Genomic DNA, 22,907 nt, shown 5'->3' with positions numbered 1-22,907 from the left:
ATGCATGCCTCTGTTGATTGCGCGCCATGTCCTTGCGTCCGTCCCGTCCATCCGGCTTTCTGGCCTATTACGAAGAACTGCTCGCGGTCTGGACCCGCAAGCTGGGCTGCCGTGACGCCGCGCGCGACCTGGCCCACGACGCGCTGGTGAAGTGCCTGGAAACCGATCCGGCGCAGGTGGCGCAACCGCGCGCCTACCTGCACCAGGCCGCGCGCAACATGGCCGTGGACCAATTCCGCCGCGATGCCGGGCAGGAATGGGTGCCGCTTGATACCATTGCCCACCACACCAGCCCGCTGGGCGACCCGATGGCCCAGGCGCGCACCGGCCAGTTGGGCCAGGCGCTGGAAGCGGCGCTGGCGGAATTGCCGCTCAAGTGCCGCCAGGTGTTCGTCTGGCAGCGGCTGGAAGGCCTGACGCAGGCCGAGATCGCCGAGCGCATGGGATTGAGCAAGAACATGGTCGAGAAATACATGATCCGTACCGCCCTGCATCTGCGCGAACGGCTGGGGGCGTATGCGCCCAACTGACGCCGCATCGCCCGCAAACGCCGGCCGCGACGCCGGCCGCGACGCCGGTTCCGACGCCATCCGCGCCGAAGCGGCGCGCTGGTTCGCGCGCGCCCATTCCGGCGAATGGGACGCGGCGCGGGAACAGGCGCGCGCCGACTGGCTGGCCGCCGATCCGCGCCATGCCTACGAATACCGCCTGCTGGAATCGATCTGGCAGGCGGCCGGCGCCGTCGCGCCCGAACGCCTGCGCGCCCTGGCCGAAGCGCCGCGCCGGACGGCCAGTTCCGGACGGCGAGCCGCGCTGGCCTTGAGCCTGGGCGCCGCGATCATCGCCGTGGGCGGCTGGGCGCTGTGGCCGCGCGGCGCGGGCTGGACCGAATACCGGACACAGGTTGGCGAACTGCGCAGCGTGGCGCTGCCGGACGGCTCGCGCGCCGAATTGAACAGCCGCAGCCACATCCGCGTGCGCTTCGGCGAGGCCGAGCGGCGCGTCGAGCTGGTGGCGGGGGAGGCGCTGTTCTCGGTCGAAAAGAACACCGGCCGCCCCTTCGTGGTGGACGCCGGCCTGGGCACCGCGGTGGTGACCGGCACGCGCTTCGACGTGCGCCGTGACGCCGAACAGGTACGGGTGCTGGTGGAGTCCGGCTCGGTCAAGGTGGCCGGCGCGCGCGATGCCGCGGCCGTGCCCGTGGGGCCGGGCCAGGGCATCCGCATCGACGCGGCGGGCCAGGCCGACCGGCCCGCGCCCGCCGACCTGGCCGCGACGCTGGCCTGGCGCGGCGGTCAGATCCGCTTCAGCGATACCGACCTGGCCAGCGCGGCGCGGGAAGTGTCGCGCTATCGGCAGCATCCGATCGTGCTGGCGCCGGGGGTGGAGCACCTGACCGTGACCAGCGTGTTCCAGACCCGCGACACCGACGCCTTCCTGACCGCCTTGCCGCACATCCTGCCGGTGCGGGTGCGCCAGCTGCCCGACGGCCGCAGCGAAATCGTGGCGCGCTGACGCTGTTACAAAATAGTTCGGCGACGCATTCAGGTTTTTCGGCCGTATTGCGTCTTCTTCTTGATTCCGTGGGGCATGGGGCCCATCGAGCACGGAGCAGGAGCAGAAGCTGTGGTTCACAAGAAAACAGGACAAGGCGCGCCGGTGGGTGCGCGCCTGACGATGGCCGCGATCGCGGTATTGCTGGCATGCGGCGCGGGGGCCGCCCACGCGCAGGCGACGGCGCCGGTCGCCATCGACATGCCGGCGCAATCGCTGGACCAGGCCCTCAAGCGCCTGGCCGAGACGCATGGCCTGCAGATCTTCTACGCGCCGCAAACCGTGGCCGGCATGCAGGCGCCGGCGCTGTCCGGGGCGATGACGCCGCAACAGGCGCTGGCGGCGCTGCTGCAGGGCAAGCCGCTGCGGCTGCGGCAGGAGGGTTCGGCCACCATCATCGAACCCGAGGCGGCCAGCGGCGGCGCCACCGTGATGGCGCCGATCGAGGTCAGCGCATCGCGCACGTCCAGCAACCTGGTCAGCCCGGTGCAGCAGACCATCGTGCTGGAACGCGATGCCTTGCAGGAATTGCGGACCGGTTCGGACAGCCTGGCCACGGTGCTGGCCAAGACGGTGCCGGGCATGGCCGATTCCAGCCGCACCATGACTAACTACGGCCAGACGCTGCGCGGACGCGGCGTGCTGGTGCTGGTCGATGGCATTCCGTTGAACACCAACCGCGATTCCTCGCGCAATCTGGCCAACATCGATCCAGCCATGATCGAGCGCGTCGAGGTGCTGCGCGGCAGCAGCTCGATCTATGGCGCCGGAGCCACCGGCGGCATCGTCTCGATCACCACCCGGCCCGCCGGCGGCGAACCGGTGGCCGAAACCACCTTGACCGCCGTCAGCCCGCTGAGCCGGCTGAATTCGGACGGGCTCGGCGGCCAGTTGCAGCAGTACTTCGCCGGCAGCCAGGGCATGCTCGACTACGCGCTGGACCTGGGCGCGCGTCACAATGGCGCGTCCTATGACGCCCGCGGCCGCCGTATCGCGCCCGAACCAGCACAGGGCGATCTGTTCGACTCCAATATCTACAGCCTGGGCGGCAAGCTGGGCCTGCGGTTGGACGACAAGCAGCGCCTGCAATTGTCGGCCAGCTACTACAACGCCAACCAGAGTTCCGATTACACCTCCGATCCGTCGGTGGGCAGGCTGCCTCCCGGCGCGGCGCGCGCGCTGCCGATGAGCGGCCTGGACCTCGCAGACCAGAACCAGATCCGCAATACCCTGGTGAACCTGGAATACCAGCATCTGGACCTGCTGGGCAGCAAGGTCACTGCGCAGATGTACTACCGCGATTACTACACCCGCTTTACGCCGTTCGATGCGCGCGCGGTGGTGACTCGCGGCAACAACATCGACCAGGTCATGCAGAACAGCAAGGTGTTCGGCAGCCGCCTGACCGTCGATACGCCGCTGGGCGCGCAATCGAAGCTGCTGTGGGGCATGGACTACAACCAGGAACGCAGCGACATGCCGATCGACGTGTTCGACGCGGCCGCCTACGACGCCAGCGGCGGCCGGGTGTTCCGCAAGACCGGCCGCCTGACCTACATGCCCGAGCTGACCACGCGCAGCACCGGAATCTTTGGCCAGATTGAGCATCGCTTCAACGAGCGATGGTCAGTGCAGGGCGGAGCGCGCTACGAGTACGCCACGGCCAGGTTCGGCGATTTTGTGCCGTTGTCGCAGTCAAGATTGGCGTCGCCAGCATGGGTGCGCGGCGGCTCCGTCAGCTACGATGCCTTCCTGTTCAATGCCGGCCTGACCTACGCCCCGATCCGGGGCCAGGAGCTGTACGCAAACTTCAGCCAGGGCTTCCAACTACCGGACATCGGCGTGCAGATGCGCAATGCGCGGCCGGGCTTCGACATCGGCTCGTCGGACCTGGAACCAGTCAAGACCAACAACTATGAGCTTGGCTGGCGCGGCGGCGTGGGCAACACGACGGCGTCGCTGGCGCTGTTCTACACCACCTCAAAGCTGGGCGACGTGCAGAGCTTCAACAATGGCCTGATCCTGACGCGCACCGAAGAGCGCATCCACGGCATCGAGGCGACGGTGGACTACCTGACCGACAACGAGAAATGGGGCACCGGCGGCACCTTCACCTGGATGAAGGGACGCGAGCGTCCGGCTGGCGGCGCCTGGCGCGACTTGAACGGCTACCGCATTCCGCCGATAAAGCTCACTGCCTATCTGCAATACAGGCCGAACGAGCGCTGGAACAACCGCATCCAGGCCAACTACTTCGGCGCGCGGGACTACCGGCTGGATGGCGTCCAGGGATTCGGCCGCCGCGACGTGAGCGGATATTTCACGGTGGACCTGATGAGCCGCTATCAGTTCACTCCCAAGGACACGCTGGTGGTCGGGGTCGAGAACCTGTTCAACCGCGACTACTACCCGCTCTATAGCCAGCTGATGCGCAGCGACACCAACACCAGCCGCCTGCCGGCGCCAGGTACGGTGCTGACGCTGACTTATCAGCATCGCTGGTAGGGACCGGGAAGGGGCAGGGCCAGGGGCCGCGCGCGTGTTCTAATACGCGTTTTACGAGCCCTTGAACCCTGACACGGTTCCGCTGCCTCATGTTGCGTCTGACCGAAATCATCCTGCCCCTGTCGACCTCCCAAGCGGATATCGACGACACCCTGCGCGCCGCGGCCTGTAGCCGCCTGGGAATCGCCCCCGATGCCCTGCGCGCGCTGACCATCTTCCGGCGCAGCTACGACGCGCGCAAACGCAGCGCGATCACGCTGACCTATTCCGTGGACGTCGAGGTGGCCGACGAGGCCGCCGTGCTCAAGCGCGTCGCCGGCCTGCGCACGGTAATGCCGACGCCGCCCATGGAATACCAGTACGTCGGCCAGGCGCCGGCCGATCTGCCCGAGGGCAGTCGCCCGGTCGTGATCGGCTTCGGTCCCTGCGGCCTGTTCGCGGCGCTGATCCTGGCCCAGATGGGGTTCCGGCCCATCATCCTGGAACGCGGCCGGGTGGTGCGCGAGCGCACCAAGGACACCTGGGGGCTGTGGCGCAAGAACACGCTGCAGCCCGAGTCGAACGTGCAGTTCGGCGAGGGCGGGGCGGGCACGTTCTCGGACGGCAAGCTGTCGACCCAGGTCAAGGATCCCAAGCACTACGGCCGCAAGGTGCTGCAGGAGTTCGTCGCCGCCGATGCGCCGCCGGAAATCCTGTACGTCAGCAAGCCGCACATCGGCACCTTCCGCCTGGTCAAGATGATCGAGCAGATGCGCGCGCAGATCGCGACGCTGGGCGGCGAGTTCCGTTTCGAAAGCCGTGTCGACGACATCGAGATCGAAGACGGCCGGGTGCGCGGCGTGCGCCTGGCGGGCGGGGAGTTCATCGCCGCCAGCCACGTGGTGCTGGCCGTGGGCCACAGCGCGCGCGACACCTTCCGCATGCTGCACAAGCGCGGCGTGTTCATCGAACCCAAGCCGTTCTCGCTGGGCTTTCGCATCGAGCATCCGCAGTCCGTGATCGACCGGGCCCGCTTCGGCCCGAGCGCCGGCCACCCGGTGCTGGGCGCGGCCGACTACAAGCTGGTGCACCATGCCGGCAACGGCCGCGCGGTCTACAGCTTCTGCATGTGCCCGGGCGGCACGGTGGTGGCCGCCGCGTCGGAACCCGGCGGGGTCGTGACCAACGGCATGAGCCAGTATTCGCGCAACGAGCGCAACGCCAACGCGGGCATCGTGGTGGGCATCGAACCCAAGGACTTCCCGGGCATCGAAAACTCGCCGCTGGCGGGCATCGACTTCCAGCGCCATTGGGAAGCGCGCGCCTACGAGCTGGGCGGCGGCGACTACAGCGCGCCGGCGCAGCTGGTGGGCGACTTCCTTGCCGGCCGGCCGTCGACCGCGCTGGGCAGCGTGACGCCGTCGTACAAGCCCGGCGTCAAATTGACCGATCTGTCGGCCAGCCTGCCGGACTACGTCATCGCCGCCATCCGCGAAGCCTTGCCCGCGTTCGAGCGGCAGATCAAGGGTTTTTCCATGCACGATGCCGTCCTCACCGGCGTCGAGACGCGCACCTCGTCACCGCTGCGCATCACGCGCCGCGACGATTTCCAGAGCATGAACACGCTGGGCCTGTTTCCGGCGGGCGAGGGCGCAGGCTACGCGGGCGGCATCATGTCGGCCGCCATCGACGGCATGAAGGTCGCCGAGGCCGTGGCGCTGCACTTGCTGGGCCGCGACGACATCACCGGCGGCAACCGCCGCGGCGCCAGCGACGACTATTGACCGGCTTCGGCGCGGCGGCGCGCCCCGCGCGCCATGCCAGCCGGCTCAGGCCGCTTCCATCGCGGCTGTCTGCCGCGCCGCATCGCTGCCCGCCACCAGGGTCTTGCGGAAGATCTCGATGGCGCTGGCCAAGGCGCGCACCGGGCGCGCGGATCAGGCGCGGGCGTCGCTCGCGCCTTCCAGGAACAGCTTCTGGCCATCGCCAGCGCCTGCCTGTCCGGAGCGAAGGGGGAGGAGGGGAGAGATAATTCCATTCGTAGGACACTGATCAGCCTTTCCGTCAAACAGGAACCCCATGAAAATCCATCTGAATCGACTCCTGCTCGCGGCCGCGCTGGCCGGCGGCGCCATCCCCGTCCATGCCGCCGGCGTGGACTACCGCATCGACCCCGAACACACGCAGGTGGTGGTGACCTGGAACCACCTGGGCTTCTCGAAGCCTTCGGCGCACGCCGGCGACATCCAGGGCGTGATCCGCTACGACGCGGCCAACGTTTCCGCCTCGTCGGTCAAGCTGGACGTGCCGCTGGCGAGCTTCACCTCGCATGTGCCGAAGCTGGACGAGATGCTGCGCGGCCCCGAATTCTTCGCCGCCGGCAAATATCCCGCCATCGGCTTCGAAAGCACCTCCGTCGAGGACAAGGGCAACGGACGGCTGCTGATCCACGGCAAGCTGCGCATCAAGGACCACGAGAAAGCCATCGTGCTGGAAGCCAGGCAGAACAAGGCCGGCGTGCATCCGATGGCGCAGCGGCCGGCAATCGGCTTCGACGCGGCCACGGTCCTCAAGCGCAGCGATTTCGGCGTCCAGGCGTACGCGCCCGACGTCAGCGACGAGGTCACGTTGCGCATCACGGTCGAAGCGTTGGCCGACGCGGCGCGCTGAGCATAGCGGTGACGAACGGCTCGTCTAAGCCTGGCGAGCCGTTGTTGTCGGCGCACGGTTATCGGTGGGCCGGCAACAGGCAACGTGTCGGGAAGATGCGGACAGTCGAGCCACGGCGGGACGCGCGCCTGGACCGGCATAAAATACGCATAATGTATATTATGTAAAGTCACGAATGAATCCGGGCCCACGGATTGCTGGGATCGGCACGGCCATCTATTCAATTATTCTCGAATCATTGTATTATCCCGCCATGAATGAAGATCAAACCGTTCTCGCCCTTGGCGCCCTGGCCCACACCCAGCGGCTTCGCGTTTTTCGCGCGCTCGTGGTGGCTGGCCTCGGCGGCCTCACGCCCAGCGTGCTGGCCGACCAGCTGGACGTCGCCCGCAATACCTTGTCCTTCCATCTGAAAGAGCTGTCCCATGCCGGCCTGGTCACCATCGAGCAGCAAGGCCGCAATCTGATCTACCGGGCCGACTTCTCGCGGATGAACGGGCTGCTCGGCTATCTCACCGAACACTGCTGCCAAGGGGCTCCCTGCGAGATCTCCGACTCCAGCGGTTGCACAACCTGCTGATCCCCGAATATCCGATCCTCCACTCGTTGCCGCCAGGAATTTGCATGTCACGTTCTCCTTTCAAGGTACTGTTTCTCTGCACGGGCAATTCCGCGCGCTCCATCCTGGCCGAAGGCCTGCTCAACGGGCTGGGTGGCGACCGCTTCCAGGCCTATTCCGCTGGCAGTACGCCCAAGGGCGAAGTTCACCCGCTGGCGCTCTCCACGCTGAGCTCCTTTTCGCTGCCGACCGACGGCTATCGCAGCAAGAGTTGGGACGAGTTCGCGGCGCCCGAGGCGCCACGGATGGACTTCATCATCACTGTCTGCGACAACGCCGCCGGCGAGGTCTGCCCGATCTGGCCAGGTCAGCCCATGACGGCGCATTGGGGCGTTCCCGACCCCGCGGCCCACGAAGGAACCGAGCAAGCGCGCCGCAAGGCGTTCCAGGATGCCGCGCGCGTACTCAAGCGCCGCATCGAGCTGTTCCTTTCCCTGCCCATGGAACGCCTGGACGCGATGTCGCTCCAGGCCGAATTGCGTGGTATCGGCAAGGCCCGGGAGTAAGTCATGTCATCCAATGCACAGGCAGCCGCGAGCGCCCCGCGGACGCGGGGCGGGATGAGCCTCTTCGAGCGTTACCTGACGCTCTGGGTGTTTCTCTGTATCGTCCTGGGCGTGGTCCTTGGCCAGCTCATGCCGGCCTTGTTCCAGGCGATCGGGCATCTCGAAGTCGCGCAGGTCAATCTTCCCGTCGGCCTGCTGATCTGGGTAATGATCATCCCGATGCTGCTCAAGGTCGATTTCGGCGCGCTGGGCCAGGTCCGGCAGCATTGGCGCGGCATCGGCGTGACGCTGTTCATCAATTGGGCGGTCAAGCCGTTCTCGATGGCATTCCTGGGATGGCTGTTCATCCGCCAGGTCTTTTCCCCCTGGCTGCCCGCCGACCAGCTGGATAGCTACATCGCGGGCCTGATCCTGCTCGCCGCCGCGCCGTGTACCGCGATGGTGTTCGTCTGGAGCCGACTGACGGGCGGCGATCCGGTATTCACGCTATCGCAGGTCGCGCTGAACGACACGATCATGGTGTTCGCATTCGCGCCCATCGTGGGATTGCTGCTCGGCCTGTCGGCCATCTCCGTACCCTGGGACACCCTGCTTGTGTCAGTCGGGCTGTACATCGTCATCCCGGTCATCATCGCCCAGCTCTGGCGCCGCGCGTTGCTGCGTCGCGGGCAGCAGGCGTTCGAGGCGGCCCTGGCCCGGATCGGGCCGTTCTCGATGGCCGCCCTGCTCCTGACGCTGGTGCTGCTGTTTGCGTTCCAGGGCGAAGCGATCATCGGGCAGCCGCTGGTGATCGCCATGCTGGCGGTGCCGATCCTGATCCAGGTGCTGTTCAATTCGGGGCTGGCGTACTGGCTCAATCGTCGCCTGGGCGAAAAGCACGACATTGCCTGCCCGTCGGCGCTGATCGGAGCCTCCAACTTCTTCGAGCTCGCCGTCGCCGCCGCGATCAGCCTGTTCGGATTCCAGTCCGGCGCCGCGCTGGCGACCGTGGTGGGCGTGCTGATCGAGGTGCCGTTGATGTTGCTGGTCGTACGTGTGGTGAACCGGTCCAGGGACTGGTATGACGCGGGCGCCAAGCGGAGCTGACCGGTGACGGGCGCCCCCGTCCGGGTCGTCGGCGCCCTGGGCACCGCCCAGACGCTGGCCTGGGCCTCATCCTACTATCTGCCCGCCATGCTGGCGGCGCCGATGGCGGCTGATCTGGGCGTTGCGACGCCTACCGTCTTCGCGGCCTTTTCCGGCGCGATGGTGGTGTCGGCCCTGGTCGGCCCGTGGGCGGGGCTGGCGATCGACCGCCACGGTGGCCGCGTGGTGCTGGCCGGCACCAGCCTGGTATTCGCGCTCGGATTGGGCATGCTGGGTTTTGCCCAGGGTCTTTGGACGATGGTCATCGCCTGGCTCGTCATTGGCGCAGCGATGGGCGCCGGCCTGTACGAAGCGGCGTTCTCCAGCCTGGTTCGCCTGTATGGACAGCACGCCCGCGGCGCGATCACGGGCATTACGCTGCTCGCGGGATTTGCCAGCACCGTCGGCTGGCCGCTGTCGGCCTGGATGGAAACTCGGTTCGGGTGGCGCAACGCGTGCCTCGGGTGGGCCGGCATACATTTGCTGATCGGCTTGCCGCTGAACGCCTGGCTGCCCACGCTGCCGTCCCCGGCGCAGCCCGAACGGACTGCCGCCGCGGACCCCGCGCAGGCGATTGCGTCGGCATCCCCTCCTCCCGTTGCCGCGGCCGGGGGGGTCGGATACGCGACCGCCCTGCTCGCCTTCGTGTTCGCCGCAACCTGGTTCATCAGCACCGCGATGGCCACGCATTTGCCGCGGATGCTGGAGGCTGCCGGCGCCACGCTCGCCGCCGCGGTCGCCGTGGGCGCCCTCGTCGGTCCCGCGCAGGTGGCCGGCCGCGTGCTGGAGTTCGGGTTCCTGCGGCGCGTCCACCCGTTGCTGTCGGCGCGCCTGGCCGCGCTGGCACACCCCGCCGGCGTGACCGTGCTGTTGATGGCGGGGCCGGTGGCGGCCCCCCTTTTCGCGATCCTGCATGGGGCGGGCAACGGCATCCTCACCATCGCGAAGGGCACCTTGCCGCTGGCGCTGTTTGGCGCCCAGGGCTATGGCGCGCGCCAGGGCTGGCTGATGCTGCCGGCCCGCATCGCCCAGGCCCTTGCCCCGCTGCTTTTCGGGCTGGCGCTGGACGCCTGGGGGGCCAACGCTTTGTGGCTGTCCGGCGCCATCGGCCTGGCAGCCTGTGGCGCGCTGATGCTGCTGCGCGGCCCGCCCCACACACATTGAAATTCCCGTCTTGCGTCAAGAGAGGCATTGCATGAGTTCCACTCCCATTCATCACAACCATATGGAAGGCATTACGCCGGCAGCGTTCGCCGACCTGCCCAACATCGATCCATCCCGGTTCAACCGGCCGTCCCCCGGGGAATTGTTCTCTCCCCGGCGCGCCACGCACGCGCCGCGCTTCCTGCTGCTGTATGGCTCGTTGCGCGAGCGTTCCTACAGCCGCCTGGTCGCCGAGGAATCCGCGCGGCTGCTTCAAGCGCTGGGAGGCGAAACCCGCATTTTCAACCCGTCCGGGCTGCCGCTGGTCGACGACGCCAGCGATGATCACCCCAAAGTCCGCGAGCTTCACGAGCTGGTCCAGTGGTCGGAAGGCATGGTGTGGAGTTCGCCGGAGCGCCACGGCGCCATGACCGGCCTGATGAAGACGCAGATCGACTGGATTCCGCTGTCGGTGGGCGCGGTGCGCCCGACCCAGGGCAAGACACTGGCCGTCATGCAGGTGTCCGGCGGCTCGCAGTCGTTCAATGCCGTGAACCAGATGCGGGTGCTGGGCCGCTGGATGCGGATGCTGACGATACCCAACCAATCCTCGGTCGCCAAGGCCTACCAGGAGTTCGACGATGCCGGGCGGATGAAGCCCTCGCCCTACTATGACCGCATCGTTGACGTCGTCGAGGAACTGATGAAATTCACCTTGCTCACGCGTGACGTCGCGCCCTACCTCGTGGACCGCTACCGCGAACGCAAGGAAACCGCCGCGGCGCTGTCGCACCGGATGCGGCAAGCCTCCATCTAGACGACCCCTGGCGTCCCCCCTTCGCGGCATTCAGCCCGGGTGGAACTTGTACAGCGCATACGCCAGAAAACCCGCTCCCAGCGCCAGGTGGATGGCAATCCCCTGCCGCCCTTGCAGGATCGATGCCGGTTGCCTCGCGCGCACCAGGCAGGCGAGCAAGCCGGAATGCGCCAGCAGCAGCCCGACCGGCCACAGCGACAGGTAAAGCAGCACCCCGAGCGGATCGGGACCGTAGCCGTCGCCGTGGCGCGGCGCTTCGTAGACGGCGACGGTGATTGCCCAGACCGCCAGCGCCAGCAGGCTCGCCACGAAACTGATCCGGTAGTACAGAAACAAGGAACCCCCTTTGCTTTTCCCGGGGCGCCATCGGCCCCGGTTGTGGCATTCATGCAAACGTTCCCGGCTCAATTTCCCAGCAGCCGCACCGTCTGCGGGTTGTAGCCGGAATAGGCGCCGGCGCCGCAGGCCACGACCGCTCGCGCCTGCGGCGGCACGCCCGTGGCGCGCACGGCCAGGTCCCCCCCGCGCAGGCGCATTTCGCGGAACCGTTCCGCAGCCACCGACCCGTCGGGCAGGAAATACAGCCGCACGCGTGGCAGGCCCTTGTCGGGATCGGCCTGGCTCGCGGCGCTGAAGGCGGGCACCACCACCCTCGCCTCCTGCCAGCGCGACGGATCCTGCAGCGTCTGCCAGCGCACGCGCAGCGGCTGTTCCAGGTCCAGCATCGCGGGGCTGCCGCCGCGCGCCGGATCGCAAGGCTGGCCAGCCTGGCTGCGCGCGGGATCGCCGCCCAGATCCAGCGTCTGGCCGTTGATCTCCAGGCGGGCGATGGCGTGCGGGCTGTGGTTGTCCAGGCTGACGATGGCCAGCCCGGCAACGCGGGCCGCGGTCATGGCGTCCTCGGTGCTGGCGGCAAAGCGGCCGAGGCTGGGCGCCACCTCGACGCGATCGGGGTAATGGAAGTATTGATAGACCAGCAGCGCCGCTTCGCCGTAGGCGAATGCCGGCAGCAGCTTGCCCAGGTCGGGCGCGGGCAGGCGTCGCAGCGGCAGGGAATCGCCGGCCTGGCCGTCCTGCGAGGAATACGCATAGCGCTCGACGCCCGGCTTCAGGTGTGCGCCAGCGTACGGAAACGTGCCGGCGGCAACCAGGTCCGGACCGGGATAGCGGCGAAAACGCGAGAAGCGGTCGTTTGTCGCCGAAGCGGGTTCCATATAGGGCTGGCCGCCGCCGTCGGTCGAGGATCCGGCGCGATAGTCCAGCCAGAGCGTGCGTCCGCTGAAGTTGACGTGGTTCTCGGTGATCGCCGGGTTGGCGCCGCGGAAGCGGTCGGCGCCGGCCCGCCGGATCTGGTCGTCGATCGGCACGATCATCAACGCCACCAAAGATGGCAGGAACAACAGTCCGTGCACCCTAGCGGGCACCTGGCCGCGATCCCGCACCAGGTACACGATCCAGGTCAGCACCAGCACGATGGCCAGCGGTCCGCCGAACAGGACGCCATATGACAACAGCGCCGCCATGCCCCAGCCGAGGTTGTCGCTGGAGACGGCCACCAGCCCCAGGAATGCCAGGAGCGTTGCCAGCAGCAGCGACACGATGATGCCAAACAGATAGTTCTTGGTCTTCAAATCGATAAGGCCTCGTCGGATGCCCGATGCGGGCGGCGGGGTCTTGCGCGGCGGACACGGCGGTCCGGCCGCGCCCACGATAACAGAGACGAGGGTCCAGGCGCGATCAGGCGGGGTCGGCGCGTCCGTCCGGCCAGGGATCGGCCCACGCCGGCAGGCGCATCAGGCCGTCGAGCCAGGCCACGATGCGCGGATACGGCGCCATCGGCATGCCGGCGGCCTTCCAGTACGCCGCCATCGACGCCAGCTGGAAGTCGGCGATGGTCAGCCGGCCACAGGCGACCTGTTCGCGGTCGCGCAGATGGGTATCGAGGACCGCGGCATAGCGGTCGAAGGCTTTTTCCTTGCCGGCCAGTTCGCCGGCGTCCGGCGGGCCGATGCCAAAGGTCGATTTGACGATGTGCTCGAAATAATACGGAGCGACCGCCGGGGCCCAATGACAGTCGTTCCATGACAGCCAGCGCAGCACCTCGATCTGTTCCCGCGTATCGGCGGGCCACATGTCCGAGCCGGCCTTGACGCACAGGTACGCCATGATCGCGGACGACTCCCACAGATGGTAATCGCCGTCGACCAGGGTGGGCACCTTCATGTTGGGATTGATGGCGGCGTACTCCGGCCGCTGCAGCGCGCCCGCCATCAGGTCCATTTCGATGAATTCGGCCTCGATGCCCAGGTGCTTGACGAGAGCGAGGACGCGCCGCGGCGCCTGCGCCTGGATCCAGTAGATCTGCATGGGTTGCTCCTGCGGGGTGTCGATATGGTTGCCACTTGCGGAACACGATACTTCACTCGCCGCGGCCGTAGCACCCCAGGAACATCGCCACCGCCGAATCCACCACGCGGTCGCGCTCGGCCGGTCCCAGGGGTGGCTGTCCCAGCGTGACCTGCGGCCAGAAGGCGAAACTCTTGACCAGCCCCTGCAACTGATGGCCGGCGAACTCCGGGTCGACCTTGGCCAGTCGGCCGTCGGCGATGGCGGCACGGATCCAGGCGATCTCGCCGCCCTCCTTCGCGCCCATGCGGCAGACGATGGCCTGGGCCCGTTCCGGCGTGTGGATGATCTCCGCCATGGCGACGCGCGCCAGATCGATGAAATTCGGATCGCCCAACAGTTCCAGCTTCTGCATCAGCAACTGGCGCAACTGCGCGGCCAGCGGCTGGTCGGCGCGATACACGACGGTGGCGTTGGCAATGCTGCGGTTCCACAGCTGTTCCAGCATCAGCCCGAACAGTTCGTCCTTGCTGGGGAAATGGTTGTAGACCGTGCGTTTGGACACGCCGGCCGCGGCGGCGATGCGGTCCATGCTGGTGGCCTCGTAGCCCGCCGTGCGGAACTCCTCCACCGCGGCGCGGAGGATGGCTTCGCGCTTTCTGTCGGTGAGCCGCTGCGGTACTTCTGCCATGGGAAATGTCCTGATAGAGGGATAGCGAAAATTTTACACTCAGCGGTGTACTTTCATAAAAAAGGAAATTACACTGCTCGGTATACTTTTTTGGCCATACCGGCCGTCCTTCCCCCTCTTTCCCTGGAATCGTGCCGTGACCGCTCCGACGCCCGCCTCCCCCGCCTCCCCCGCCCCGCCCGCCGCTCCCGCCGTCCCGCCGCATCACCGCGACGGCCGCTTCCACAATGCCCGCCCGCGCCCCTCCATGGGCTTTTGGCAGGGGCTGAAACTGACCTGGGCCTTCCTGTTTGGCAAGCCGGCGGGCACCGTGCCCGGCCAGCCGATCCCGGTGCGGCCGCTTACCCCCGCCGCGCTCGGCGCCGCGCCCGACCGCAGCCTGTTCCGGCTGGGCCATTCGACCATCCTGCTGAAGCTGCGCGGCCGCTACTGGCTGAGCGATCCGGTGTTCTCCGAGCGGGCGTCGCCGGTGCAGTGGGCCGGCCCGGCGCGTTTCCACGCGCCGCCCATCGCCCTGGACGACCTGCCGCCGATCGCCGGCGTGATCCTGTCGCACAACCACTATGACCACCTCGACCGCGCCGCCGTGACCCGGCTGGCGGCCCGCACCGGCCGCTTCATCGCGCCGCTGGGCGTGGGCGACCAGTTGATCGCCTGGGGCGTCGATCCGGCCAAGGTCGAGCAATTGGACTGGTGGCAGTCGACCGAGGTCGAAGGCCTGCGCCTGACGGCCACCCCGGCCCAGCATTTCTCCGGCCGCGGCCTGACCGACGGCGACCGCAGCCTGTGGGCCTCCTGGGTCATCGACGACGCCGGGATGCGGATCTTCTTCAGCGGCGACAGCGGCTATTTCGATGGCTTCAAGGCCATCGGCGACGCCTTCGGTCCGTTCGACCTGACGCTGATGGAAACCGGCGCCTATGACAAGCGCTGGGCTTTCGTCCACATGCAGCCCGAGGAAACGCTGCAGGCCCACCTGGACCTGCGCGGCCGCTGGCTGCTGCCGATCCACAACGGCACCTTCGACCTGGCCATGCACGCCTGGCAGGAACCGTTCGAACGCATCGCCGCGCTTGCCGCGGAGCGGGGGGTGGCGCTGGCCACGCCGGAGATGGGCGAACGGCTGGACCTGGCCGCGCCACATCCGGGATCGCCGTGGTGGCGCGAGGTTGCGGCGCGCCAGCCGGCATCCGGCGCGTGCCGCCTGCTGGCGCCTTGCCGGGCCAGGTGAGCCGGCAGGGCCGGTCCGCGCGGCCGGTCCGGTATCAGTCGAAACGCCCGAAGATGTGGTGAGGATGGCGAGGCGCCGTCCCAGCCCGTTGCCCGCCGGCCTCGCAACCGCAATTTGTTTACAATCGCAACGCAACGCGTATTGCGCCCAAGCCAATGCCCGCGACCCGGGTATTGCGGCTTGATGAGCCCGCTTCGGCTAGGCTTTGGCCTGCGCGCATGACCTGACCCCCGCGCGCCCGTCGGCAGACGCGTCGCCCCGGCCGCGTGCCGGACCGGTCAGGCTCCCATTCCATGATGTTCCCCGCAATCGCCCCGTCCCGGCCTGACGCCCTGGACGGCCGGGAAACCGTTTGCGTATTTTTTCCGCCCGGAGGTGCCTACGTCCTTTTCCCTGAAGTGCCGATAACTACAACAACATAATCCTTTGAACCGTAAGGTCTAATACCCATGAGAAAGTTTCTCAAGATCCTGGGCAGCCTGGTGGTGACGGTGGTGATCGCGGTCGCCCTGTTCCTGTACTGGCCGCTGCACCAACGTTCGGTCCCGGCGCCGGACAATGACAAGCCCCTGGACGCCGTGCTCGTCGGCGGCGGCATCATGAGCGTGACGCTCGCCACCTACCTGCAGGAATTGCAGCCGGACTGGCGCGTCGAGCTCTTCGAACGCCTGGACGGCGTGGCGCTCGAAAGCTCCAATGGCTGGAACAATGCGGGGACCGGCCACTCGGGCTTCGCCGAGCTGAACTACACCCCCGAGATGCCCGACGGTTCGGTCGACATCAAGCGGGCCATCAACATCGCCGAACAGTTCGAGATATCGCGCCAGTTCTGGGCGCACCAGGTCAAGACCGGCCGCCTCGGCCAGCCGTCGGACTTCATCAATCCGACCGGCCACATGAGCTTCGTCTGGGGCGATGACCGCATCGAGTACCTGCGCAAGCGCCGCGATGCCCTGGTCAAGAGCCCGCTGTTCTACGGCATGGAGTATTCCACCGACCCGGCGCGGATCCGCCAGTGGGCGCCGCTGCTGATGGAAGGCCGCGACGCCAGCCAGAAGGTCGCCGCCACCTACATGCCGCTGGGCACCGACGTGAACTTCGGCGTCATCACCAACCAGTTGACCCAGGGCCTGCAGCGCACCCCCAACTTCAAGCTGCGACTGCAGCATGAGGTCACGGCGTTGCGCCAGAACGGCGACAAGACCTGGAACGTCACGGTCAAGGATCTCAAGACCAACCAGGAGCGCACGGTGAAGTCGCGCTTCGTCTTCATCGGCGCGGGCGGCGCCTCGCTCAAGGTGCTGCAGTTGTCCGGCATTCCCGAGTCGAAGAACTACGCCGGCTTCCCGGTGGGCGGGCAGTTCCTGGCCTTCGACGCGCCGGCCATCGCCGGCCGCCACGAGGTCAAGGCCTACGGCATGGCCGATACCGATTCGCCGCCGATGTCGGTGCCGCACCTGGACGCGCGCAAGCTCGACGGCAAGCCGGTGGTGCTGTTCGGCCCGTTCGCGCTGGCCACCACCAAGTTCCTCAAGCAGGGCTCGGCCTTCGACCTGTTCTCGTCCGTGAACCACAACAACGTCGCCAGCATGGTGGACGTGGGCCTGGAGAACCTGGACCTGGTCAAGTACCTGGTGGACCAGGCGCAACTGACCGACGCGGACCGCCACGCCCAACTGCTCAAGTACTTCCCGCAGGCCAAGCGCGAAGACTGGCGCCTGGTGACGGCCGGTGAACGGGTGCAGGTCATCAAGCGCGATCCGGAGAAAGGCGCGATCCTGCAATTCGGCACCGAAGTCGTGACCGACAAGGACAACACCATCGCCGCGCTGCTGGGCGCCTCGCCCGGCGCCTCGACCTCGCCGCCCATCATGCTGAATCTGCTGGCCAAGGCCTTCCCGCAGCAGATGGAAGCGGGCTGGAAGGCGCGCCTGAAGGAGATCATTCCGTCGTATGGCCAGAAGCTCAACGACAGTCCGGCGCTGACCAACCAGATCCGCGCCATGACGAGCCAGGTGCTGCACCTGCCGTACGTGGAAGTGCCGGTGCCGGGCGCGGCGCCCGCCGCTGCGCCCACGGCCCCGGCCACCAACGCGCCGGCCCAGCCGGCGCCGGGGCGCAATGCCAACGCCGAGATGCAGGCGCTGTAGTGGCCTGCCCCGCCCTCCCTTTCCGGGAGGGCTTTTTTTTGTACGGCGGCCGGCGGCATTCGCGCCGGCGGCCGCCTTGCCCCGCTTTTGCCTCTTCGCGTCGGCCGCCCCGGTCACTGTGCTAAGGTGCCCCATCGGCTATCGGATGATGACAAGAGACATGCACAATCCCCTGGCTTGCCTGCGGCCGCCCATGGCCGCCGCCGTGATGTCGCTGGCCCTGGCCGCGCTGGCCGGCCCGCTGCAGGCCCGCACCCTCTACAACGACAAGGGGCTGCGGGTCGAAGAGACCGACATCGGCTTCCAGGACTACCAGGAAGGCAGGCGGCGCAACGCTAGCCAATACACCCTGGCCTACCAGCGCCAGCCGCTCTGCGGCAAGGGCGTCAAGCTGGGCGAGCGTTTCCTGCCGGCGGGCGACCCGCGCCGCGCGCGCGACTACTTCTGCGGCCCCGCCAAGCCGATCAACCCGCACGGGGTGCTGGCCTTCGTCACCCGCACCTCCGGCCACGGCAACCTGCTGTACCTGGATGTCGGCGGCGGCGATCTGCGCATCACCGACATCCCGGTGCAGAAGGAAGGCGACGGCGACAGCATCGGCGGCCAGGTGTTCCTGGACGCCGGCGAACCCGGCTGGACGCGCTACGAAAACGGCTGGTACGAGACCACGCTGATCCGCCACGAACCATTCCAGGCCGTGAGGCTGGGACCCGGCCGCCTGCTGGATATCGACAATGGCGTGGCCTTCCTGCTGGTGCCGCGCGGCCAAGAGGTGCAGACCGTCAAGCCGGCCAGCGTGGGCCAGACGGCCGACGGCACGCCGGTGGTGATAGCCGCCGAGCTGCGCCAGCGGCCGACGCCCGTGCGCTTTCGCGCGGTGGACCTGGCCACTGGCCGCGAGCTGGCCAGCGTGGCCGCGGGCGATGCCTGCCTGGATGCGCCGAGCATGGATTTCTGGGGTACCGGCAGCGCTTCGTCGGCCCAGGTGCCGTATGCCGAGCTGGCCGTGTGGCGGTCGCGCAATCTGGTCTACGTGGCCGGGGCCAAGCCGTCCTTGCGCCTGGCGGCGGCCAACGAACTGCGCCCGCTGGCCAATTGCCGGCGCGACTGGCAGCCGGCGCGCTGAGGCGCGTCCATGCCTGCCGCCCGCTTTACCGGGCGTACGGGGCGCTCCACGATCCCGCTGAACCGCTGCGCCAATCTCGGAGCGCGAGACGGACGCGGGCGGTTCTGCGCGCATCGTCGCTCAATACTAGGGTTTTCACTCATAAATTCGCTGAATTTCGCGGATAAGAATTCAGAATTTTTCTTATGGCGAGGGCACGCGTATAACGGTCTACGCAGTAAACCTCGACCTACCTACAGAGAGAAAACCATGAGGGGAAATTCCAGGACGGGCCACCAGCCGGTGCGCGCGTCGACCGCCGCATTCATCGGCACGATGATCGAGTGGTACGACTTCTACATCTACGCCACCGCCGCCGCGCTGGTGTTCGGCAAACTGTTCTTTCCATCGGCCACGGGCTTCTACGGCACGCTGGCGGCTTTTGGCACCTTTGCCGTGGGCTTTTTCGCGCGGCCGTTGGGCGGCGCGCTGTTCGGCCATATCGGCGACCGCATCGGCCGCAAGAAATCGCTGGTCATCACGCTGTTGATGATGGGCAGCGTGACAGTCCTGATCGGCCTGTTGCCGACCTACGCCTCGATCGGCGTCTGGGCGCCGGTGCTGCTGGTGCTGCTGCGCATCGTGCAGGGCGTGGCGGTTGGCGGCGAATGGGGCGGCGCGGTGCTGATGGCGGGCGAACACTCGCCCGACAAGAGCAAGCGCACCTTCTTTGCCTCGTTCGCGCAGCTGGGCAGCCCGGCCGGCCTGATCCTGTCGATGCTGATGTTCAAGCTGGTGACCGGCCTGGACGACGCCGCTTTCCTGACCTGGGGCTGGCGCGTGCCGTTCCTGTTCTCGGCGGTGTTGCTGGTCGTGGGTTTCGTGATCCGCCTGAGCGTCAATGAATCGCCCGACTTCCTGGAAGAAAAGCAGGCCCAGGCGCAGCGCGCCAAGCCGGCCCGCGCGCCGCTGGCGCAAGTGCTGACGGGCGCGCCCGGGCTACTGGCGCTGGCCGTGGGCGCCAACGTGCTGGGCATCGCCGGGTTCTACTTCACCAGCACCTTCATGATCGCCTACACCACGCAGTACGTCGGCCTGAACCGCGCGGTGATCCTGGACTGCCTGCTGGTGGTGTCGATCATGCAGTTCTTCATCACGCCGCTGGCGGCCTATATCGCCAGCCGCGTCGGCAACCTGCGCTTTCTGGCGACGATGGCGCTGGTGTCGGTGTTCACGCCATACGCCATGTTCAACCTGGTGGACCTGGGCTCGCTGTCCGCTATCACGCTGGGCATCGGCGTGGCGGTGCTGTTCATGGGCGCCTATTATGCGGTGATCGCCGGCTTCGTCAGCGACAGCTTTCCCACCGCGATCCGCTACACCGGGATTTCCATGGCCTACCAGTTGTCGGGCGCCATCTTCGGCGGCCTGACGCCGATGCTGGGCACGGTGCTGGCCGAGAACTTCAAGGGCCAGTGGTGGCCGCTGGCCGTGCTGTTCTCGGTGATTTCGCTGCTTTCCCTGGTATCCGTGCTGGCGCTGGGCGCCCATGGCCGGCGCCATGTCCAATTCCAACCCGAGGGCCATCGAGCATGAAGGCGTATTTCCACGACGATCAGAAATTGCACCATCCGCAGACCTATTTCTCGCGTGGCAAGATGCGCACGCCGCAGGAAGTGCCATCGCGCCTGGACGCGTTGGCGCAGGCGGCGCGCAACCTGGGCTTCGACGTGCAGGCGCCGCCCGACCACGGCCAGGCCCCGCTCGAAGCGGTGCACACGCCGGCCTATCTGCGCTTCTTGCGCGAGGCGCACGCCGAATGGAAGAAGCTGCCCGATGACTGGGGCGACGAGGTGGTCTCCAATGTCTTCGTGCGCAAGCCCAACGCCTTGCGCGGCGTGCTGGCGCAGGCCGCGCGCTACCTGGCCGACGGCAGCTGCCCGGTGGGCCCGAACACCTGGCAATCGGCGTACTGGTCGGCGCAGTGCGCCATCGCCGGCGCCGACCGCATCGCGGCCGGCGACCGCCATGCCTATGCCCTGTGCCGTCCGCCCGGCCACCATGCGCGCCGCGACGCGGCCGGCGGCTTCTGTTACCTGAACAACGCCGCCATCGCCGCGCAGCGCCTGCGCGGCACCTATGGGCGCGTCGCCATCCTGGACACGGACATGCACCATGGCCAGGGCATCCAGGACATCTTCTACGAGCGCAGCGACGTGCTGTACGTGTCGATCCACGGCGATCCCGAGAACTTCTATCCGGTGGTCGCCGGCTTCGAGGACGAGCGCGGCGCGGGCGAAGGCGAAGGCTACAACCTCAACCTGCCGATGCCGCACGGCTCGCCCGAGTCGGTGTTCTTCGACCGCCTGCGCGAAGCGCGCGCCGCGATCGAGCGGTTCCAGCCGGACGCGCTGGTGCTGTCCCTGGGCTTCGACATCTTCGAGAAGGATCCGCAGGCCATGGTGGCGGTGTCGGAAGACGGCTTCGAACGGCTCGGGCGCGAAGTCGCCGGGCTCAAGCTGCCGACCTTGATCGTGCAGGAAGGCGGCTACTATATCGAGGGCTTGGAGTCGAACGCCGCGCGCTTCTTCGCGGGGCTGGCCGGAACCTGATCACGGGGCCGGCGCGGCGGACGGATACCGGCCCTGTCCTTTCGCCGGAATCCGCCACGCCGCCATGTGCCCTGCCCCCGTCCGCCCCGCCCACGCCCTGTCGCTCGCGCCCGAGCGCATGGACTGGAACCTGCTGCGCACCTTCATGTTCGTGGTGCAGGCGCGCGGCGTGGGCCGGGCGGCGCAGGCGCTGCACCTGAGCCAGCCGGCGGTCAGCCAGGCCTTGAAACGGCTGGAGGATGCGGTCGGCGGCATGCTGCTGCACCGGCGCAATGGCGAATTCCGCCTGACCGGGCTGGGCGAAGAAATCTACGCCATCGCCCGCGACATGTACGGCGCCATGGCGCGCATCGAGACCGCCGCGCTGCAGGACCGGCACGAGGTCGCCGGCACGCTGCGGCTGCTGGTCATGAGCCGCATCCAGAGCGTGGCCTACGACGACTTCCTGGCCGACTTCCACCAGCGCCATCCCCGCATCGAATTCCACATCGAGGTGCTGCCCAGCGCCGACATCCTCGACGCCCTTTCCAAGCGGGTGCCCGCGCTGGGCCTGTGCCTGTGCCGCAAGCCGGTCGAGGCGCTGGAGCGCCGGCTGTTCCTGCGCCACCATTACGCGGTGGTCTGTGGCCGGCGCCATCCGCTGTTCTCGCGGCCGCGGGTGGGCATCGAAGACCTGATGGACCAGAACTTCGTCTGTTTCGCCAGCGACCAGATCGGCGACACGCTGTCGCCGCTGACCATCTTCCGCGACCAGCAGGGCTTCACCGGCCGCATCGTCGGCACCTCGCCGCACATCGAGGAAGTGCGGCGCATGGTGGTGGCGGGCATCGGCCTGAGCTTCCTGCCGGAACACCTGATCGTGCCCGACGTGGTCAACGGCGAATTGCGCCGCCTGCCGCCCAACGAGAGCGTGGCCGAGATCGACGTGTACCTGGCCTGGCACCGGCAGCGCAAGCTGAGCGCGGCCGAGACCGCCTACCTGGAGGCGTTCGAGCGCTTCCTGGCGCGCACGCCGCTGGCGGCGCGGGCGCGCTGACGGCGCTGACCGCGCCCTGAATCGGCGGCCGCATTTGACCCGGGATCGGGCAATCCGTCCGACCTTGCCGCCCGCGCACGGCACGAACCGTAGGCGGCGGCGGGGGTTCTGGCGATAATGGCCGCCTGGCTGTGCGCTTCACCCTTCCTTCACCTCCCTTCACCAAGAGGACGCCATGTCTCGTTGGACCTTCTATACCGCGCCGGGCACCTGCGCCCTGGCCACCCACATCGCCTTGCAGGAAGCCGGCGCCGAATTCGACGTCGTCAAGCTGGATTTCGGCGCGGGCCAGCAGCAGAGCCCGGAATTCCTGCGCGTCAATCCCAAGGGGCGGGTGCCGGCGCTGGCCACCGAGCATGGCGTGCTGACCGAGACCCCGGCGCTGCTGGCGTTCGTCGCGCAGCGCTTCCCGGCGGCCGGGCTGGCGCCGCTGGACGATCCGTTCGCGTTCGCGCGCCTGCAGGAACTGAACAGCTACCTGGCGTCCACCGCCCACGTGGCGCATGCGCACAAGCGGCGCGGCGCGCGCTGGGCCGACGACCCGGCGGCGCACGAGGCGATGCGCGCCAAAGTGCCGGAAACCATGACGGCCGTGGCCGCCTACCTGGAATCGCAGATCGCCGGGCCGTGGGCGCTGGGCGAACGCTTCAGCGTGGCCGACGCCTATCTCTACACCATCGGCAGCTGGCTGGAGGGCGACGGCGTGGATCTGGCGCGCTTCCCGGCGCTGACCGCCTACCTGGCGCGGGTCGCGGCGCGCCCGGCGGTGCAGCGCGCGCTGGCGCAAGCCAAGGCCGAATAAGGCAGGTCCGCACAAG

General features: G+C 67.8%; 21 protein-coding genes. 17 read left to right on the top strand and 4 right to left on the bottom strand.

The genetic code is table 11. The features are described 5' to 3' along the window. The first annotated feature begins 26 nt into the window (after window positions 1-26). The 10 genes from AT699_RS14465 (at window position 27) to arsH (ending at window position 10,918) form a co-directional block, all read left to right on the top strand. A complete protein-coding gene (locus AT699_RS14465; protein ID WP_020927720.1) occupies window positions 27-530 on the top strand; it encodes a sigma-70 family RNA polymerase sigma factor in 504 nt (167 codons plus the stop codon). Then, the gene (locus AT699_RS14460) at window positions 517-1,515 is read left to right on the top strand and encodes a FecR family protein (RefSeq protein WP_024068880.1); all 999 of its coding nucleotides are present in this window, start codon (window positions 517-519) and stop codon (window positions 1,513-1,515) included. Before AT699_RS14465 ends, AT699_RS14460 begins: the two co-directional genes overlap by 14 nt. Before the next feature lie 162 nt (window positions 1,516-1,677). Next, window positions 1,678-4,059: a TonB-dependent receptor gene (locus AT699_RS14455; protein WP_110134462.1), complete on the top strand. Its 2,382-nt coding sequence runs from the start codon at window positions 1,678-1,680 to the stop codon at window positions 4,057-4,059. Window positions 4,060-4,148: 89 nt separating this feature from the next. Continuing rightward, window positions 4,149-5,822 (top strand): NAD(P)/FAD-dependent oxidoreductase, encoded by a 1,674-nt coding sequence (locus AT699_RS14450; RefSeq protein ID WP_006384126.1) that lies wholly within the window; start codon window positions 4,149-4,151, stop codon window positions 5,820-5,822. A gap of 295 nt (window positions 5,823-6,117) precedes the next feature. Then, the gene (locus AT699_RS14445; protein ID WP_024068878.1) at window positions 6,118-6,708 is read left to right on the top strand and encodes a YceI family protein; all 591 of its coding nucleotides are present in this window, start codon (window positions 6,118-6,120) and stop codon (window positions 6,706-6,708) included. A gap of 253 nt (window positions 6,709-6,961) precedes the next feature. After that, complete coding sequence (locus AT699_RS14440) at window positions 6,962-7,288, top strand: ArsR/SmtB family transcription factor (protein ID WP_035181149.1); 327 nt, start codon at window positions 6,962-6,964, stop codon at window positions 7,286-7,288. Between the two features lie 44 nt (window positions 7,289-7,332). Next, window positions 7,333-7,833 (top strand): arsenate reductase ArsC, encoded by a 501-nt coding sequence (locus AT699_RS14435; protein WP_006384123.1) that lies wholly within the window; start codon window positions 7,333-7,335, stop codon window positions 7,831-7,833. A 3-nt stretch (window positions 7,834-7,836) separates the two neighbouring features. After that, window positions 7,837-8,919: an ACR3 family arsenite efflux transporter gene (gene arsB / locus AT699_RS14430; RefSeq protein WP_006384122.1), complete on the top strand. Its 1,083-nt coding sequence runs from the start codon at window positions 7,837-7,839 to the stop codon at window positions 8,917-8,919. A gap of 3 nt (window positions 8,920-8,922) precedes the next feature. Then, window positions 8,923-10,122 carry an MFS transporter gene (locus tag AT699_RS14425; protein ID WP_024068876.1) on the top strand — a complete coding sequence of 400 codons (1,200 nt, stop codon included), beginning with the start codon at window positions 8,923-8,925 and terminating at the stop codon, window positions 10,120-10,122. 31 nt (window positions 10,123-10,153) lie between these two features. Beyond that, window positions 10,154-10,918, top strand: a complete 765-nt coding sequence (arsH, locus tag AT699_RS14420; RefSeq protein WP_024068875.1) for an arsenical resistance protein ArsH — start codon at window positions 10,154-10,156, stop codon at window positions 10,916-10,918. Window positions 10,919-10,948: 30 nt separating this feature from the next. Here the strand turns inward: arsH and AT699_RS14415 are convergent, their stop codons facing one another. The 4 genes from AT699_RS14415 to AT699_RS14400 form a co-directional block, all read right to left on the bottom strand. Further along, window positions 10,949-11,254: a hypothetical protein gene (locus AT699_RS14415; protein ID WP_020927687.1), complete on the bottom strand. Its 306-nt coding sequence runs from the start codon at window positions 11,252-11,254 to the stop codon at window positions 10,949-10,951. Window positions 11,255-11,322: 68 nt separating this feature from the next. Continuing rightward, the gene (locus AT699_RS14410; protein WP_024068873.1) at window positions 11,323-12,549 is read right to left on the bottom strand and encodes a hypothetical protein; all 1,227 of its coding nucleotides are present in this window, start codon (window positions 12,547-12,549) and stop codon (window positions 11,323-11,325) included. 106 nt (window positions 12,550-12,655) lie between these two features. Continuing rightward, window positions 12,656-13,285: a glutathione S-transferase family protein gene (locus AT699_RS14405; RefSeq protein WP_024068872.1), complete on the bottom strand. Its 630-nt coding sequence runs from the start codon at window positions 13,283-13,285 to the stop codon at window positions 12,656-12,658. A 52-nt stretch (window positions 13,286-13,337) separates the two neighbouring features. After that, window positions 13,338-13,955, bottom strand: coding sequence for a TetR/AcrR family transcriptional regulator (locus AT699_RS14400; protein ID WP_020927684.1), 618 nt, complete (start codon window positions 13,953-13,955; stop codon window positions 13,338-13,340). A gap of 136 nt (window positions 13,956-14,091) precedes the next feature. Between AT699_RS14400 and AT699_RS14395 the strand changes: the two genes are divergently transcribed. The 7 genes from AT699_RS14395 (at window position 14,092) to AT699_RS14365 (ending at window position 22,891) form a co-directional block, all read left to right on the top strand. Continuing rightward, on the top strand, window positions 14,092-15,186 hold the full coding sequence (locus AT699_RS14395; RefSeq protein WP_024068871.1) for an MBL fold metallo-hydrolase: 1,095 nt from the start codon (window positions 14,092-14,094) through the stop codon (window positions 15,184-15,186). A 449-nt stretch (window positions 15,187-15,635) separates the two neighbouring features. Continuing rightward, entirely contained in the window at window positions 15,636-17,336 is a 1,701-nt protein-coding gene (gene mqo / locus AT699_RS14390) for a malate dehydrogenase (quinone) (protein WP_024068870.1), read from the top strand. A gap of 160 nt (window positions 17,337-17,496) precedes the next feature. After that, window positions 17,497-18,462, top strand: a complete 966-nt coding sequence (locus AT699_RS14385) for a hypothetical protein (RefSeq protein WP_054470235.1) — start codon at window positions 17,497-17,499, stop codon at window positions 18,460-18,462. 249 nt (window positions 18,463-18,711) lie between these two features. Further along, entirely contained in the window at window positions 18,712-20,037 is a 1,326-nt protein-coding gene (locus AT699_RS14380; protein ID WP_035181302.1) for an MFS transporter, read from the top strand. After that, on the top strand, window positions 20,034-21,053 hold the full coding sequence (locus tag AT699_RS14375) for a histone deacetylase family protein (RefSeq protein ID WP_024068868.1): 1,020 nt from the start codon (window positions 20,034-20,036) through the stop codon (window positions 21,051-21,053). Before AT699_RS14380 ends, AT699_RS14375 begins: the two co-directional genes overlap by 4 nt. A gap of 64 nt (window positions 21,054-21,117) precedes the next feature. Beyond that, complete coding sequence (locus AT699_RS14370; RefSeq protein WP_058207314.1) at window positions 21,118-22,089, top strand: LysR family transcriptional regulator; 972 nt, start codon at window positions 21,118-21,120, stop codon at window positions 22,087-22,089. Between the two features lie 175 nt (window positions 22,090-22,264). Beyond that, window positions 22,265-22,891: a glutathione S-transferase family protein gene (locus tag AT699_RS14365; protein ID WP_006384363.1), complete on the top strand. Its 627-nt coding sequence runs from the start codon at window positions 22,265-22,267 to the stop codon at window positions 22,889-22,891. The last annotated feature ends 16 nt before the right edge of the window (window positions 22,892-22,907 follow it).

Origin of the sequence: Achromobacter xylosoxidans, from assembly GCF_001457475.1 — a bacterium.
Lineage (GTDB): Bacteria > Pseudomonadota > Gammaproteobacteria > Burkholderiales > Burkholderiaceae_B > Achromobacter > Achromobacter xylosoxidans.
Note: the sequence above shows the minus strand (reverse complement) of the source record. Positions and strands in the feature narration are given on the sequence as shown.

Bases quoted from the DNA above. Each gene is read 5' to 3' on its own strand.
- AT699_RS14465 (WP_020927720.1), top strand. From the start codon at position 27: ATGTCCTTGCGTCCGTCCCGTCCATCCGGCTTTCTGGCCTATTACGAA.
- AT699_RS14460 (WP_024068880.1), top strand. From the start codon at position 517: ATGCGCCCAACTGACGCCGCATCGCCCGCAAACGCCGGCCGCGACGCC.
- AT699_RS14455 (WP_110134462.1), top strand. From the start codon at position 1,678: ATGGCCGCGATCGCGGTATTGCTGGCATGCGGCGCGGGGGCCGCCCAC.
- AT699_RS14450 (WP_006384126.1), top strand. From the start codon at position 4,149: ATGTTGCGTCTGACCGAAATCATCCTGCCCCTGTCGACCTCCCAAGCG.
- AT699_RS14445 (WP_024068878.1), top strand. From the start codon at position 6,118: ATGAAAATCCATCTGAATCGACTCCTGCTCGCGGCCGCGCTGGCCGGC.
- AT699_RS14440 (WP_035181149.1), top strand. From the start codon at position 6,962: ATGAATGAAGATCAAACCGTTCTCGCCCTTGGCGCCCTGGCCCACACC.
- AT699_RS14435 (WP_006384123.1), top strand. From the start codon at position 7,333: ATGTCACGTTCTCCTTTCAAGGTACTGTTTCTCTGCACGGGCAATTCC.
- arsB (WP_006384122.1), top strand. From the start codon at position 7,837: ATGTCATCCAATGCACAGGCAGCCGCGAGCGCCCCGCGGACGCGGGGC.
- arsH (WP_024068875.1), top strand. From the start codon at position 10,154: ATGAGTTCCACTCCCATTCATCACAACCATATGGAAGGCATTACGCCG.
- AT699_RS14405 (WP_024068872.1), bottom strand. From the start codon at position 13,285: ATGCAGATCTACTGGATCCAGGCGCAGGCGCCGCGGCGCGTCCTCGCT.
- AT699_RS14400 (WP_020927684.1), bottom strand. From the start codon at position 13,955: ATGGCAGAAGTACCGCAGCGGCTCACCGACAGAAAGCGCGAAGCCATC.
- mqo (WP_024068870.1), top strand. From the start codon at position 15,636: ATGAGAAAGTTTCTCAAGATCCTGGGCAGCCTGGTGGTGACGGTGGTG.
- AT699_RS14385 (WP_054470235.1), top strand. From the start codon at position 17,497: ATGCACAATCCCCTGGCTTGCCTGCGGCCGCCCATGGCCGCCGCCGTG.
- AT699_RS14380 (WP_035181302.1), top strand. From the start codon at position 18,712: ATGAGGGGAAATTCCAGGACGGGCCACCAGCCGGTGCGCGCGTCGACC.
- AT699_RS14375 (WP_024068868.1), top strand. From the start codon at position 20,034: ATGAAGGCGTATTTCCACGACGATCAGAAATTGCACCATCCGCAGACC.
- AT699_RS14370 (WP_058207314.1), top strand. From the start codon at position 21,118: ATGTGCCCTGCCCCCGTCCGCCCCGCCCACGCCCTGTCGCTCGCGCCC.
- AT699_RS14365 (WP_006384363.1), top strand. From the start codon at position 22,265: ATGTCTCGTTGGACCTTCTATACCGCGCCGGGCACCTGCGCCCTGGCC.